The sequence below is a fragment of the Gordonia sp. CNJ-863 genome, from assembly GCF_001942325.1.
Taxonomy (GTDB): Bacteria; Actinomycetota; Actinomycetes; order Mycobacteriales; family Mycobacteriaceae; genus Gordonia; species Gordonia alkanivorans.
The window spans coordinates 16,069-30,341 of record NZ_MKKG01000003.1; the positions used below are offsets into that span (position 1 = coordinate 16,069).

Genomic DNA, 14,273 nt, shown 5'->3' on the forward strand with positions numbered 1-14,273 from the left:
ACCTGGACGATCGACCAAGCGGTTCCCGTGCGCAATCCCACGTGTTTACGATGACGGAGCGCGGGGCCGTCGGCCCCGGTGCACGCCGAGGTGGGAGTTCCGTATGAAGCGCAAGTCGGGGAATGACGTCACCAGGCCTTCGTGGCTCGTCGCTTTCGCTCCTCGCACCTCAGGCAGCTGGGGGCCGGGCGCTTTCGCTCCTCGCACCTCAGGCAGCTGGGGGCCGGGCGCTTTCGCTCCTCGCACCTCAGGCGGCAGGGCGTCGGTGGGCATCGCGATCTTCTCGGTGTTCGCCGTGGTCGTCGGCCTGCTGGGTATCGGAGCCGGTACCGCGGAGGCCCGCACGCTCGACGGCGTCCGGTACGCACAGGCGAGTCCCGGAGCGCCCTACCGGCAGACCTGGACGTCGCCACGGAATTTCGTCGCCTCGGTGTGGTCTCCGTCGATGCAGACGCAGGTCCCGCTGCTGGTACAGACCCCGGCGAACGGCCACCAGGCCGCACCGGTGATGTACATGCTGAACGGGTCGTCGGGCGGCGAGGAGAACGACGACTGGACCCACGCCACCGACGCGAACGCCTTCTACGCCAACAAGAACGTCTGGACCGTGACCCCGATCGGCGGCGCGGCGACCTACTACGCCAACTGGCGGCGCGTGGACCCGGCGGCGAACTTCCGATACCAGGTGAAGACGTCGCGACCGCTGCGCTGGGAGACGTTCCTGACCTCCGAACTGCCTGCGACGTTCGAGGGGAGGCACGGCGGATACAGCTTCGGGCGGTCGCGTGGCATCGCCGGGATCTCGATGTCCGGCAACTCGGTGATCCGCCTCGCGGAGAATCATCCCGGTCTGTACCGCGCGGTGGGTGCCTACTCGGGCTGTGCCGAGACCGCGACGCCCACCGGGCAGCTCTTGCTGAGGAATGTCGCTTTCGTTCCTTACGGAGCCGACGCGACGAACATGTACGGGCTGCCGGGCGACCCCGAATGGGCTGCGCAGGACCCCGTTGTCAACGCATACAAGCTGGCTCGTCGCACGCCGGCACTGTGGATCTCTGCGGCCACCGGCCTGCCGGGCGGGCACGACAACCCGGCCGACCGCTCGGTCCGCGGGGACGTCGGAAAGCTTGCTGCGCAGGTGACGGCCGGCGGCTTCAGCGAGGCCGCCGCCCGGAGCTGCACGGTCACCCTGGCTCAGCGGCTTGCGGCCCTTCGTATCCCGGCTGTCGTACGGTTCCCGGCGGTCGGGACCCACTCGTGGGGTTACTGGCAGGACCAGATGCACCAGTCCTGGCCCATGTTCGCCAGGGCGCTGGGGGCGTGAACTGCCTGCAGATGCGACGACAGGGCAGGCCGCGTACCTCGTACTTCAGCCGCCTTTCAACTTTCCGGGACTACGTTCGAGATGTGGACCCGGCTGAGCAGCACCGCCGACGATCGCCCGTCGAGGACCCGTCCCGGGGCGAACGGCGATGACGGCGACGCGACGTGCGTTGTGGATGTCCCAGGTCCTTCAACCGGACGTCTCTCACGTCATCGCATTCGGGCTCACCCTGCGTGGGCCGCTCGACGTCCCGCGTCTGGTCGAGACGACTCGTGCGGTACTCGAACACGTCGGGTGGGATGACGTACACATCCCGGCGGGATTCTCCCCGGCCGAGCCCACTACGCCGGATGGCGGTGTCGCCGAACCACTCCGGCGTGCGAACTCCTCACTCGAGTCGATGGTGAGTGTCGATCTCTCCCGGTCCGCTGATCCGGAAGCCGAAAGCGAGAGCCGCGCACAGCAGTTCATCGACGACGCCGACGGCGCAGACCTCACGATGCCGTTGTTCCGCAGTGAGCTGCACCGGCTGGCCGAGGATCGGCACCGATGGGTGATACGTGTCCACCACGTGCTGACCGACGGTGCCGGGGTCTTGCGGGTCATGGGTCATGTCGCCGATGTGTACGGCGGCTCGGCCTCGGCGGCCGATCTTCCGGTGTCAGACCCCGTTCAGCTGGCGGCCGACGAGGACCGGTACGCCGTGTCGCGCCGTCGGGAATCCGATGCGCAACATTGGAAATCCGTTCTCGCCGGACATGAACCGTCGTTGCTGTCTGCAGTGCCCGCGCGGATGACGTCGGAGATCACCCGCGTGACACGACGATTGACGAGTCCACGATCCGCCCGGTCGGAGGAGCTCATCGCGGCGCTGGCCGGTTTGTGCGCGCGGCTCCTCGACACTCCCGACGTGGGGCTCGCGCTCCCGGTCGCGGCGCGTACGTCGGCGGTGCGTCGAATCGCGGTGCAGCCGCTGTCGAATGTGGTGCCGCTCGCCCTGGGCGGGATCGGTGACCTCACGGCCGCGGAGTCGGTCGAAGCAGTGTCGTCGGCAGTGATCGACGTGTTGCGGCACCAGCTCTACTCGCGTGAGGACATGCTTCGTGACAGCCCGCGATCCGCCGCTGTCGGGGTGGTGGTCAACCTGTTGCCCTCGTTCTCCCCGCCGGTCGTCGACGGTCTCCACTGGTCCCTGGAGGTGATGCGGACCGGCCCGGTCGGTGACGTGGCGGTGACGATGCACCCTGCCGATCAGCTCGGGCACCGGGCGGTCACCTGGGAAGCGCCGGCGGTGAGCTTCGACGCTGCGGCACTGGACACTCTTGCCGCGCGATACGACAACTTCCTGACGGCCCTGGTTCGCGAGATCGACGACGAAGCGCCGATCCCCGACGACGCGGTCTTCCTGGAGGGGGAGTGGGATCGCTTCCGACGTCGCAACGGACCGCCGGCACCGCCTTTCAGCCCGACGGCAGCGTTGTTCGCCGACTACTGTGCAGCCGATCCGTCGGCGCCCGCGCTCGTCGACGGCGACATCGAGTGGTCACGCTCCGAGCTCGCGGAACGGGTTGGTCGCGGTGCGCGGCGGCTCGCGGCGGCGGGCGTGCGGGCAGGGGACCCGGTCGTCGTCGCCGTGGAGCGGTCGGCGGCCTCGGTGGTCGCCTTCTGGTCGGTACTGTTGGCCGGCGGCGCCTGGGTACCGCTGGGAGATCCGACGGCCCCGGAGGCGCGAACGCAGACGCTCCTCGCCCGCAGCGGAGCACGGGTCGGGGTGTGTGACCCGGGGGTGGTCGTCGACGGCGGTGTCCGCTGGGTCGACTTGACCGAAGAAGGGGACACCGCAACAACTTCCGTCGACACCCGCGAGTGGAGACCGCCGGGGCTCGACCGCGGTCCCGACGACACGGCGTACATTCTCTTCACCTCGGGTTCGACCGGGCGCCCGAAAGGTGTGGTCATGCCGCACCGCGGGATCCCCGCCCTGGTCGCCGAGATCCGGGAGTCGTATGCGCTGACCTCCCGGTCACGGGTGCTGCACGTCTCGTCCCCGACGTTCGACACCGGCTTCGTCGAGATGCTGTCCGCCGTCGCGACCGGCGCGACACTGATCGTCGCGCCGGCGTCGACCCGCGGCGGCGATCCTCTCGCCGAGCTCATTCGGCGAGCGGGCGTAACCCACATCATCATGACGCCGTCGGTACTCGACACCCTGCCGGTCGACCTCGCGGACGGGCTCACCCAGGTGATCGTCGGCGGTGAGGCCCTGCCGCCCCGACTGGTGGACAGCTGGAGTGGACGTGTGCCCATGCGGAATGCGTACGGTCCCACGGAAACCCGGTGCAGTATCAACATCTCCCGGCCACTGTCGCCGGACGGTGAGATCACCGTGGGCCCGCCGATGGTCGGGGTGACCGAGTCGGTACTGGACCGGCGCGGCCGACCTCAGCCGCCGGGCGCACTCGGCACTCTGTACTGTGCGGGAACGCAATTGGCCGACGGATACCTGGACGACCCCGAGCAGACCGCCGAGGCATTCGTCGAATGCACCATCTCCGACGATACGGTCATGTACCGAACCGGTGACATCGCCACCTGGACCGACGCCGGTGACCTGCGCATCCTCGGCCGGCGTGACGGCCAGGTCAAGTTGCGCGGTCTCCGGATTGAACTCGGCGAGATCGACGCGGCACTCATGCGCTGTGCAGGAGTCCGACGCTGCGCCACGACGTTTCGCGATCTGCCGGCGGGGATTCCCGGGATCGTGTCGTTCGTGGTCCCCGACGACACCTCCCGCCCTCCTGGTTCGCGTGCGCTTCGCCGGGAGCTGGCGCGGATGCTGCCGTCGTACATGGTGCCGACCATGGTCGTCGTCCTCGACGAGATGCCTCGTGCAGCCACCGGAAAGCTGAGTATCGCCGCGCTGCGGGACATCCCGTTGCCGGTCAACGCGCCGTCGCGGGAGGCGGCGGGCCCCCACGAAGCGCTGCTGGTGAAAGTGGTCGGGGAAGTGCTGGGAATCGAATCGGTGGACCCGATGATGGGTTTCGTGGAACAGGGCGGCGACTCGCTGGCCGTCGTGCGGGTGGCTCAGAGACTCGCAGAGGCAGGACACCCGGAGATCGGACCGAACGACGTGTTGACCGCGCCCGATCTCGCGTCCCTCGGCGAATTGATGACGGCGGCGACGACACCGGTGCGCGATGAATCGGCGGGCGACGCGACCGCCGAGCGTTCTCTGACGCCCGCCGAGCTGACCGTGGTGCGCGAGCCGGGTCACCCGTTCGCGCAACTGATCTGCGTCGCCTGGGTCCCAGCGTCATGGGCGCGGCCGGGCACACAGGAGACAACGGCGCTCATCGGCGCCCTCCTCGAACGCCACCCCGCTCTGCGCTCGGTGTATCCCGACACCGCCGCGGGCCCGGTTCGGCGGACGACGGGCCGCGACGTCGTCGACGCGGTCGTGGACCTGGCCGACGTGGTCGAGGTGCCGGATCGGGAGCGGCTGCGCGCAGAGGCGAAAGAGATGGCGGCCGGCCTCGATGTGCGGGTCGCGCCGCCGATCGCGGTGCGTCTTCTCGTCGGTTCGGACGGCGACGTCATGGCCGCGGTCGCGGTGATGCATCACATAGCGGTGGACGGGCGCTCGCTCGGGGTGCTCGCCCGCGACGCCGAGACACTGATGACGGGCGGGGCTCTGGCGCCGGAGAGTGCGTCGTTCGCGCTGGAGACCACGACGCCGCCGGGCGCCGACGAGGACGACCTCGAGCTGCACAATTTCTGGAAGGAATTGCTGGTGCAGCAGAGCGATTCGGTCTTCGAGTGGAACGGGGTCGACCCGGCGTCGCGGAGGAACGATGTCGCGGTCCGACGGCGTGTGTTGATAGACGCCGACACCTATGCCCGTTTCCGGAGCCGGGCGGCGGCCGAACACCTGACGCCGTTCGAAGCCTTCGGCGAGGTGGTGGCCACGGCATTGGCGAACATCACCGGTCAACTCCGAGTCCTGGCCGCGACAACGGTGTCGAAACGGCCCGCGGGTGCGGAGGACGTGGTGGGCAATCATGTGCTCGCGGTCATCACCCCGCTGTCGGCCGGTGATGACCGCGACGCCGCGGTCACGTTGCGACGCACCTGCATTCGAGCCGCGACGGCACCCATGGAGGACGTCCTGGATCTCGCCGGCCGAACCGTCGACGCCGACAATCTGTTTCCCGTACCCGTCCTGCTCGGCTGGACGCCGGTGATCTCGCCCCCGTCGGCAGGGGGAACCCTCTACGCGTTGCCGCCGCGTCGTACCCGGTGGCTGCTGCAGGTGGAGGGATGCCCGACGTCGGCCGGTGAACTCGAGATCGGTGTCACCGGCGCGGCTCAGGCGCTGGGGGCCGAACGGGCCGAGCGGGTGCTGGCGGAGGTCAGTGAGTGCCTACGTCGATGGTGAGATGAGTGCGACCGTGCCACAGCATGACCTGTTCGGGCTCAGATGGCGCAGTGTTCGACTGCGGCTGACGGTTGTCGGGGTGGCGACCCTCTTCGTGGCCTTGGCGGTCGCCGGCGGTCTGGTGTTGATCGTCGTCTACCGATCGCTGACGGACGCCGCCGATGAAGCGACGTCGACGCGGAGCCAGGAGATCGTCGATGCCCTCGCGCGGGGCGGTATCGGAGCGGTGCCACCGACGGAGCTGGAGCCGACCGACTCGATCGGCGTGGTGCAGGTCCTCGCCCGGGACGGGACCGTCCTCGCGGCCAGTCATGAACGGCAGCGGGTACGTCCGCTGGTGACCCCGGTCGACGCAGGAGTGCGGCGGACCGTGAACGACGCGACATTTCCGGGCGACGGCACCGAGTTCCGCGCCGTCGTCCGGGGTGTGACGACGCCGGACGGGACGGTGCTGAACGTCGTGGTCGGCGCCGGCGAAGGACACCTCCACGCGACGGTGTGGACGGTCTTCGGGGTGTTGTGCGTGGTGTTTCCGAGCATTCTCGTCGTGGCGGCCGTGACGACCTACCAGCTCGTCGGTCGCGCGTTGCGGCCGGTCGAGGCGATTCGCGCCGAGGTCGCGGAGATCTCGCGATCAGGCGTCGCGCGGCGCGTTCCGGTCGCCGACACCGACGACGAGATCGCCACCCTGGCGGTGACGATGAACGAGATGCTGGATGCGCTGGCCTTCGCTCGCGAACAACAGATCAGATTCGTCGGCGACTCCTCACATGAGCTGCGTAGTCCGCTGGTCACGATTCTGGGGTTGCTCGAACTCGCCGTCCGGACAGGTGAACCGATCGACTCCGGGACGGTGTCCACTCTTCTCCTGCCCGAGGCACACCGGTTGCGCGACCTCGTCGACGATCTTCTCCTGCTGGCGCGCGCCGACGAGTACGGACTCCGGCCGTCGCTCGACGAAGTGGATCTCGACGACATCGTCAACGACGAGGTCACCCGTCTCGATCTCACGACCGATCTCGACATCTCGGCGACCGTGCTGCCGGTCCGGGCGATCGGCGATCGTGATCAGCTCGGTCGCGTCGTACGGAATCTGTGCGACAACGCAGTTCGTCACGCCCGTTCCGCGGTTGCGGTGACGATGGCCGTCGAGCCGGATCGGGTGACGGTGAGGGTCGCCGATGACGGGCCCGGCATCCCCGCCGACGATCGTGCGCGTGTATTCGGCCGCTTCGTCCGGCTCGACGATTCACGAGATCGTCGCGGAGGTAGCGGACTCGGGCTCTCGATCGTGGACGAGATCGTTCGTGCGCATCACGGCACCGTCACCGTCTCCGACACCGACGGCGGGGGTTGCTCCATCGAGGTGTCGCTACCGCTCCGGGCGGATCAGGTCGACGGGTCACCGCCGTTGTCGGCGAGTCGGTAACCGGCGCCGCGTACCGTTTCGATGGAGCGGCAGCCGAAGGGCGTGTCGATGTGCCGTCGGAGATAGCCCACGTACACCTCCACGATGTTGTCGTCGCCGCGGTAGTGCTCGTCCCACACGGACTGCAGGATGTCGTCCTTGCTGACCACGTCGCCCTTGTGCCGCATCAGGTATTCGAGGACCGCGAACTCGCGGGCGGTCACGCGAATCGGTGTCTCCCCGCGTCGGACCTCCCGTCTCGCCGGGTCGAGGGAGAGCGAGCCGGCCTGCAGGACGGTGGGTCGTTCCGGGGCGCCGCGTCGTGCGAGCGCACGCAGTCGCGCGGACAGGACGACGAAGGAGAACGGTTTGACCATGTAGTCATCGGCGCCGAGGTCGAAGGCGTCGGCCTCGTCGTACTCGCCGTCCTTGGCGGTCAGCATGAGAACCGGCGTCCACACGCTGCGGTGCCGTAGCTCTCGGACGAGTTCGTAGCCGTTGCGCCCCGGCATCATGATGTCGCTGACGATGACGTCGTAGGTTCGGGCACAGGCGGATTCGACACCCTCCACTCCGTCGGCGGCCGTGTCGACGGCCCAGCCTTCGGCTTGCAGGGTCCGACGCAGGGTCTCGGCCGCCCGCGGATCGTCCTCGACGACCAGTACGCGCATGTGTTCCAGTATCTGCCCGGAGTCGGCGGGGTCGAGGAGATTCACACGTTCGTGCGTGTCAGGACCAGACCGACCTGGCACCGGATTCCCCGGTTCGGAACACGATGTACAGCGAACCGAGCGCCACCACGACCAGTGCGACCCCGAGAGCAACTGCCACTGCCCGCTGCGAGAGCTTGGACGACGCCGGGATTCTCGCGTGAACGGCGGTTGTCACCCGCTCGTTGTGCAGCGCCCACCAGACGACGGCGAGCGCGAACAGCGGCCCCACCCAATAGATCACCTGCTCGCCGAATCCGGCATGGCGTTCGATTGCCGCGCTGGGGCCGACCTGCTCCTCCAGTGATTCCCCGGCACTGGTGGTGAGCGGAAGGGCGATCAGCGCGACGAGAGCCACCAGGGGAGTGAGGATCCCCAGGCGGGCGCGAGCGGCGGGCCAGCACACCGCGGCGATCGCCATGAGCGCGCTGAGCGGCACCAGCACGACGACGATGTGTACGAGCAGGGGGTGGAGAGGCAATCCGTTGATGGTGTTCACGCAGTGACGGTAGGCCCGCGATGTTGAAGGGCAGCTGAATCTGTCGGGCAGGTCACCTCCGGTGGAATGACCCGTCGTCGCTGCGCGCGACCTGTCCGTGCCGGATGAGGCGCTCGAGATGGAGCCCGGCCGTACGGCGCTCGACCGCGTTGACGAACGGCATCTGCACATGCGGCCGGTACACGAGACGGTACTCGACGATCTCGTCGAGTGGCCGGGGCCGGTCGAGGAACGCCAGCAGGCGTTCCTCACGGCGGTGGATGACGCCCTCGTACGCAGTCAGGCGTTCCCGGAAGTCCTTGGCGCCCTCCACGACTCCCTTCTGATGGAAGGTTCCGTACCAGCGGGCGTCGACCTCGCGGACGCGCGCGAGGGAGGCCAGGTAGTCGTCGACGCTGCTGCCGACGTCGCCGTACATGGGTCCGAAGGACGTGAGGTCGATGTCGGCGATGTAGAAGAAGCCCGTCGGTTCCACGAGTACACCGCAGTGTCCGCGCGTGTGGCCGGGCAGGTGGACGACCGTCGCGGTGAGGTCGCCGAGGTCGAAGACATGACCGTCGCCTACACCCTCTGCCTCCGGGAAGCCGGGCGGGAGCGCGAAGGTGTCCCCGATCTGGGCGTCGACCGCGGCGCGTTCGTCCGGCGTGAGTCCGTAGCCGTCGAGGAGGACCTGAAGTGAGCGGACTCCGCCGACCTCGTCGTGGTGCGCGTACTTGGCGGTGTCGAAGTGGCGCAGTCCGGCGATGTGGTCCTCATGGGCGTGGCTGATCATGACCGCATCCGCGCCGACGGGGTCGTGATCGACGTCGAGGGAGGGATCGAGGACCAGCGTCGCCTCGCTGCCGTGCACGACGACGGTGTTGCCGCGAGGGAACGCTCCGCCGCCGGCCGGCGCCAGCACCGTGACTTCGTCGAAGCGGGTTTCGGTGAAGCTCGGCGCAGTGGTCACCTCGTCTGCCTACCCGCGCGCCGAGCGAACTGTCAACGGTGGTCGCCGCCCGGGCCCTGGCGAATCGACACGAGCCGGAGGACCATCGGTCCATGGCCACGTCACTGGATGAAGTCACGAAGTCTCAGGTGGATCTGCTGCGGTGGACGGACATGCGCCGTCGGGTCCGAGCATTCGTCGACGGCCAGGCGGTCGTCGATTCCGCCGCCCCGATCCAGGTGTGGGAGCCACACCGGGTGGTCGGGTGCTACGCGGTACCGTCCGCCGACATCGAGGGCCTGCTCGAACACCACCGACCGACGATGCCGCCCGCCGAGCACCCGCCGATCCTGACCCCGGCGCATCCGTTCGCGCTGCACACCGCGTCGGGCGCGACGTACGACATCGTTGCCGACGGGCGGATGCTCGCCGGGGCCGCCTTCCGGCTCGACGACCCCGATCTCGCCGACTATGTGCTACTTGACTGGGACGCGTTCGACGAATGGCGTGAGGAGGAACAGACCGTCATGGGGCACGCCCATGACCCGTACCAACGGATCGATTGCCTGCCCACCAGCAGACGCGTCGTCGTACGGATCGGGGACACGGTACTGGCCGAGAGCCGGAATCCCACGCTGCTGCTGGAGACGCACCTGCCGCCGCGGCATTACATCCCGCGGCAGGATGTCCGGATGGACGTTCTCCAGCGCTCCGACACCGTCACCGTGTGCGCCTACAAAGGTCAGGCGACGTACTGGTCGGCACTCGTCGGCGACGAGATCGTCCCCGACATCGCGTGGACCTACACCGATCCGCTGCACGACGCCGAGCCCGTGCGGGACCTCATCTGCTTCTACGACGAGCGGGTCGACCTGGAGATCCGCTGATCACGAGAACGTCGGCGGACCGGCCGGTCGCTTCAACTGGGCGAAGGTCGGGGTCCCCGCGAGGGTGACGAGCGAGGAGTAGAGCGCCTCGGCCTCGTCGCCGGTCGGGAGGTCGGCGAGCACGGGACCGAAGAAGAAGGTGCCGTCGATGCCGAGGATCGGGCTGCCGCCGTCCTCACCGAGAGCATCCTGACCGCGCTGGTGGGATTCACGCACCGCGGTGTCGAACGACTCGTCGTCCATGGCGTCGGCCAGTTCGGCGGGGAGTCCTGCCGCGGTCAGCACCTCGGCGACGACACCGGGTGTCATCTCGTCGCCGGCGTGGTGGATTCGCTTGCCGAGCGCTGTGTAGAGCGGGTCGATCGCGTCTGCGCCGGCTTTCGCGGTCGCAGCTGCGATAACGCGACCCAGACGGCGAGCCGTCTCGAGTCGGCGGTGCTGTTCGTCGGAGTCGGGTTCCTCGTTCTCGTTGAGGATCGCGAGGCTCATGAGATGCCAGTCGACGTCGGCACCGTGGGCGGCCGCGCGGTCACGGAGCCATCGTGACGCCGCCCAGGCGAACGGACACACCGGATCGAAGTAGAAGTCGAAGTGGGTCATGGACGTGCGTGTACCCAGTTCGGCCGGGTTCGATGCGTGCGGCTCAGCGCAGCGAGTAGCGGATCGGCAGGTGCTTGAGTCCGCCGACGAACACGGTCGCGGCCAACTCGGGCTCGCCGGCGAACTCGATCGAGTCCAGACGTGGGATCAGTTCGCTGAACAGGCTTCTCATCTCCATCCGGGCCAGCGCTGCGCCGAGACAGAAATGCACGCCGTAACCGAAGGCCAGGTGTCTGTTCGGGAAGCGCCCGACGTCGAAGGTGAACGGGTCGTCGAAGATCTCTTCGTCCCGGTTTGCCGAAGTGTAAGCGAGATAGACGGATTCGCCCTTGCTGATGGGTACGCCACGCACCGTGGTGTCCGCGGCGGCGGTGCGCATGAACTCCTTGACCGGAGTGGTCCAACGGATCATCTCCTCGACCGCGGTTCCGATGAGGTCGGGCTCGCGGCGGAGACGGTCGAGTTCGCCGGGGTTCTCGATGAGTGCGCGCAGACCTCCGGAGATCGCGTCCTTGGTGGTGTCGTGGCCGGCGCTGGCGACGATCACGTAATAGGAGGCGGTGTCGACGTCGGAGAGAGGCTCACCGTCGATGCGGCCGTTGGCGATTGCCGACGCCAGGTCGCCGGTGGGATTCGCGCGTCGGGAGGCGGTCAGCGTGCTGAAGTAGTTGAAGAAGTCGAGCAGGGTGGCCATCCGCTCCTCGAGCGTGGCGCCGCGCTGGTACTCCTTGTCGTCGGCGCCGAACATCTCCTGGGTGAGCTGGTGCATTCGAGGGAAGTCCTCTTCGGGCAGTCCCAGCAACGACAGGATCACGTACAGCGGGAAGTGGATGGCGATGTCCTCGACGAAGTCACACTCCGGACCGATCTCAACCATCTTGTCGACGTAACGCTTCGCCAGTGCGTCCACCTGTACTTGCAACTCGCGCAACGCGTTCGGCCGGAACCAATCCTGACCGATCGCGCGCACCTTCTTGTGGTGTGGGTCGTCCATGTGGATCAGGGTGCGCAACCCGGCGCCGGACTCGAGCTGCGACCTGGCGAAGTCATCGGCCACGGCGGTTACCAGCACCGGGCGCGGTTCGCTTAGCCACAGGTTGTTGTCGCGCTCGATGTCCATGATGTCGGCGTGCTTGGTGATCGCGTAGAAGGGCCGGTACGGAGCCTTGTCGACGTAGGCGACCGGGTTGTGCGCTCGAAGGTAGGTCATCGCCGCGTGCAGTCGCGGCTCGTCGGCGTAGGCCGTCGGATCGGCGAATACGTTGGCGGCCTCGTCGGTCATGCTCGCGCTCACCGTTGGCGTCCTTCCGTCGAACGGGTGCTTCTCGCTTCGAGTGTCCGATATCGGCGGGTTCCAGATCGGCAGATTGGTGAACCCGATCGATTTACGCTGGACATATGCCTTATCGGGTCCTGGCCGACGGCATCGCGGTCCTGCATCTGATGTTCCTGCTGTACGTCATGTTCGGCGGGTTCATCGCCTGGCGGTGGCCGCGCACCATCGCGCTGCACCTGGTCGCGGTCGGGTGGGGGATGGCGTCGGTGGTCGTCGGTCTGGAGTGCCCGCTCACCGACGCCGAGAACTGGGCGCGGCGTCGGGCCGGGGAGGCCGGATTGCCGCCGACAGGATTCATCGACAACTACCTGACCGGGGTGATCTACCCGGATTCGGCACTCGGGTTGGTTCGTGGGTTGGTCGCTGCACTGGTTGTCGTGTCGTGGGTGGGGTTGTGGTGGCGAGTGCGGACCGGCTCGCGCCGTCGCAGAATCTCGACTTCGGGGTAGGGGCGCCACCTGCAACCGGCGCTAGTGGGGCGAGGTCGCGATCGTGCGGGGCGGGTCAGTCGGTGCCCGGCGGTAGCGCACGCCGAGGCCTCAACAGGGGCAGCATCCACTCGTAGACGGCGTCATCGTTGAGCAAGGTGAAGTGATGGGCGCCGCCGACGTGGAGTCCATCATCGATCTCGAATCCGAGGTGTCGCCTCCGATCTCGACCGCCGCCGCTGTTCGTCATCACCAATCCGTCGCCGACGATGCGGCCGAAGGGGTGGTCGGGTCGCCGGGTCACGGTCGCTGTCACGTAAAGGTGTCGCGCCCCCTGCATGAGCGGCGGATAGTCGACGGCCGGCTGCCTAAAGGCGTCGGGATCGGTGTCGCGCCAATGATCTTCGGCGATCGCCCCGTGGAAGAGATCGCGAACGCCGGCACTGCGACGACCGAGGAGAGTGCCGAACGGGCGGCTGGTCGGCCGCAGGCGCAGGGCAGCAGTCGCCCAGTGAACCCCTCGTGCCAACGGTGCGCCGAGGTGCGGCGTCCCGAGGCATACGGTCTGTCGAACCAGCTTGGGCCAGTACGGGTCGACGGCCTGATGGCACGCACTGCGGATCACCAGGCCGCCCATCGAGTGGCCGATGAGGGTCAGGTCGGTCACCGGTACCGGCCACGACAACACGAGATCGTCGAGTAGCTGGGCGAGACGGCGGCCGTTGTCACTGATGTGTAGTCCCGAGTTGTACCGGATCATGACCTCGGTGCTGCCGAGGTCATCGGCGAGGCGCGCGCCGTAAGTGGGCTTGCCTCCGCGCTCCCACGCGAACTCGGTCTCCATGAGCCCGTGCAGAAACACCGTGAGGTGTCCGGTGGCCCGGGGGAAGGCCGTGGCCAGGTCGCCCGGGGTGATCGGAACGACGGCGCCGTCGACCCGGACGGCGATCTCCGGAGCCAGCGGTGACCGCTCGGCGGTCAGTTGATCACCGATCAACCCGTCGAGGATGCCGATGGCCGTGGCGCCCCGCTTGGTCTCGGACGGAACGCCGGAGTTGTGAACCGTCAGCGACTCGGCGAGGTCGCCGGCCACGTCGACGGTCGATGTGATCGCCGAGTAGACGGACGTGCTGATCGCGTCATGTATCACCTGGGCCGGACGGACCCTCGTTCCCCACGCCACGCGCAGACCGGCGAACACGGTGTCGGCGACGGATGAGTGGACGGCCGCGATGCCCGAGACCGCTTTGTTCAGCTCGTCGCGGCCCAGTGCCGCCAGTGCCGGCAGTTCGCGGGCGGGGGCGGAATCCACAGACATGATTTCAGTGTACGTGTGTCCACTGAAAGCTGGGTCCGGAACGCCGCGGTTTCGGTCACCCGGGACGGTTGAACGGACTGCTGCTCATCCATCCGGCGACGACGGCAAGGCGGGTGAGGCGCGTGCGAGTTCTCCGGGCTCATCCGACTCGATCGTTCTGGCGGTCAGTCCGGGGCGCGACCCACGAATGCGATGGCCTGACATCCCCCGCGGCGCAAAAGCGCGACCTCGACGACACCCGCGCTACTTCCGGCTAGCGCTTCGGGCGGGAAGCGGCGACTCTGGTAGGAGTGGCGCAGATCACAAAATAGAAAGCCATGAGCGGAATGGACTCAACTTTGTTGGCGTTGCATCCTCCGTATGGCTCATACTTGAGCCTGTTGGACTAAAGAGAAAG

General features: G+C 67.8%; 11 protein-coding genes. 5 read left to right on the forward strand and 6 right to left on the reverse strand.

From position 1 onward, the window contains the following. Window positions 1–103: 103 nt before the first annotated feature. From BJF87_RS01495 to BJF87_RS01505, 3 genes are all read left to right on the forward strand, one after another. Window positions 104–1,324 carry an alpha/beta hydrolase family protein gene (locus BJF87_RS01495; RefSeq protein ID WP_139319402.1) on the forward strand — a complete coding sequence of 407 codons (1,221 nt, stop codon included), beginning with the start codon at window positions 104–106 and terminating at the stop codon, window positions 1,322–1,324. 175 nt (window positions 1,325–1,499) lie between these two features. After that, window positions 1,500–5,762, forward strand: a complete 4,263-nt coding sequence (locus BJF87_RS01500; protein WP_006359795.1) for a non-ribosomal peptide synthetase — start codon at window positions 1,500–1,502, stop codon at window positions 5,760–5,762. Between the two features lie 79 nt (window positions 5,763–5,841). Next, the gene (locus BJF87_RS01505; RefSeq protein ID WP_230461839.1) at window positions 5,842–7,191 is read left to right on the forward strand and encodes a HAMP domain-containing sensor histidine kinase; all 1,350 of its coding nucleotides are present in this window, start codon (window positions 5,842–5,844) and stop codon (window positions 7,189–7,191) included. On the opposite strand, the gene BJF87_RS01510 is transcribed toward BJF87_RS01505, so the two are convergent. The 3 genes from BJF87_RS01510 to BJF87_RS01520 are packed head-to-tail and all read right to left on the reverse strand — an operon-like array spanning window position 7,152 to window position 9,328. Beyond that, window positions 7,152–7,841, reverse strand: coding sequence for a response regulator transcription factor (locus BJF87_RS01510; RefSeq protein WP_035754655.1), 690 nt, complete (start codon window positions 7,839–7,841; stop codon window positions 7,152–7,154). The two genes, BJF87_RS01505 and BJF87_RS01510, sit on opposite strands and share 40 nt — an antisense overlap. Window positions 7,842–7,899: 58 nt before the next feature. Beyond that, window positions 7,900–8,379, reverse strand: coding sequence for a DUF2231 domain-containing protein (locus BJF87_RS01515; RefSeq protein ID WP_006359798.1), 480 nt, complete (start codon window positions 8,377–8,379; stop codon window positions 7,900–7,902). A 52-nt stretch (window positions 8,380–8,431) separates the two neighbouring features. Beyond that, a complete protein-coding gene (locus BJF87_RS01520; protein WP_035754517.1) occupies window positions 8,432–9,328 on the reverse strand; it encodes an MBL fold metallo-hydrolase in 897 nt (298 codons plus the stop codon). Window positions 9,329–9,420: 92 nt separating this feature from the next. On the opposite strand from BJF87_RS01520, the gene BJF87_RS01525 reads away from it, so the two are divergent. Further along, a complete protein-coding gene (locus BJF87_RS01525; protein WP_035754519.1) occupies window positions 9,421–10,194 on the forward strand; it encodes a DUF427 domain-containing protein in 774 nt (257 codons plus the stop codon). Here the strand turns inward: BJF87_RS01525 and BJF87_RS01530 are convergent, their stop codons facing one another. Together BJF87_RS01530 and BJF87_RS01535 are read right to left on the reverse strand one after the other, a co-directional pair. Further along, on the reverse strand, window positions 10,195–10,794 hold the full coding sequence (locus BJF87_RS01530; protein ID WP_006359801.1) for a DsbA family protein: 600 nt from the start codon (window positions 10,792–10,794) through the stop codon (window positions 10,195–10,197). 43 nt (window positions 10,795–10,837) lie between these two features. Further along, entirely contained in the window at window positions 10,838–12,076 is a 1,239-nt protein-coding gene (locus BJF87_RS01535; RefSeq protein WP_006359802.1) for a cytochrome P450, read from the reverse strand. 116 nt (window positions 12,077–12,192) lie between these two features. On the opposite strand from BJF87_RS01535, the gene BJF87_RS01540 reads away from it, so the two are divergent. Continuing rightward, window positions 12,193–12,579, forward strand: coding sequence for a DUF2784 domain-containing protein (locus BJF87_RS01540; protein WP_006359803.1), 387 nt, complete (start codon window positions 12,193–12,195; stop codon window positions 12,577–12,579). A 55-nt stretch (window positions 12,580–12,634) separates the two neighbouring features. Here BJF87_RS01540 and BJF87_RS01545 read toward each other — a convergent pair whose 3' ends face one another. Next, a complete protein-coding gene (locus BJF87_RS01545; protein ID WP_035754521.1) occupies window positions 12,635–13,876 on the reverse strand; it encodes a triacylglycerol lipase in 1,242 nt (413 codons plus the stop codon). Window positions 13,877–14,273: the final 397 nt, after the last annotated feature.

Excerpts from the sequence above, each read along its gene's own strand:
- BJF87_RS01495 (WP_139319402.1), top strand. The coding sequence starts at position 104 with ATGAAGCGCAAGTCGGGGAATGACGTCACCAGGCCTTCGTGGCTCGTC.
- BJF87_RS01500 (WP_006359795.1), top strand. The coding sequence starts at position 1,500 with ATGTCCCAGGTCCTTCAACCGGACGTCTCTCACGTCATCGCATTCGGG.
- BJF87_RS01510 (WP_035754655.1), bottom strand. The coding sequence starts at position 7,841 with ATGCGCGTACTGGTCGTCGAGGACGATCCGCGGGCGGCCGAGACCCTG.
- BJF87_RS01525 (WP_035754519.1), top strand. The coding sequence starts at position 9,421 with ATGGCCACGTCACTGGATGAAGTCACGAAGTCTCAGGTGGATCTGCTG.
- BJF87_RS01530 (WP_006359801.1), bottom strand. The coding sequence starts at position 10,794 with ATGACCCACTTCGACTTCTACTTCGATCCGGTGTGTCCGTTCGCCTGG.
- BJF87_RS01535 (WP_006359802.1), bottom strand. The coding sequence starts at position 12,076 with ATGACCGACGAGGCCGCCAACGTATTCGCCGATCCGACGGCCTACGCC.
- BJF87_RS01540 (WP_006359803.1), top strand. The coding sequence starts at position 12,193 with ATGCCTTATCGGGTCCTGGCCGACGGCATCGCGGTCCTGCATCTGATG.
- BJF87_RS01545 (WP_035754521.1), bottom strand. The coding sequence starts at position 13,876 with ATGTCTGTGGATTCCGCCCCCGCCCGCGAACTGCCGGCACTGGCGGCA.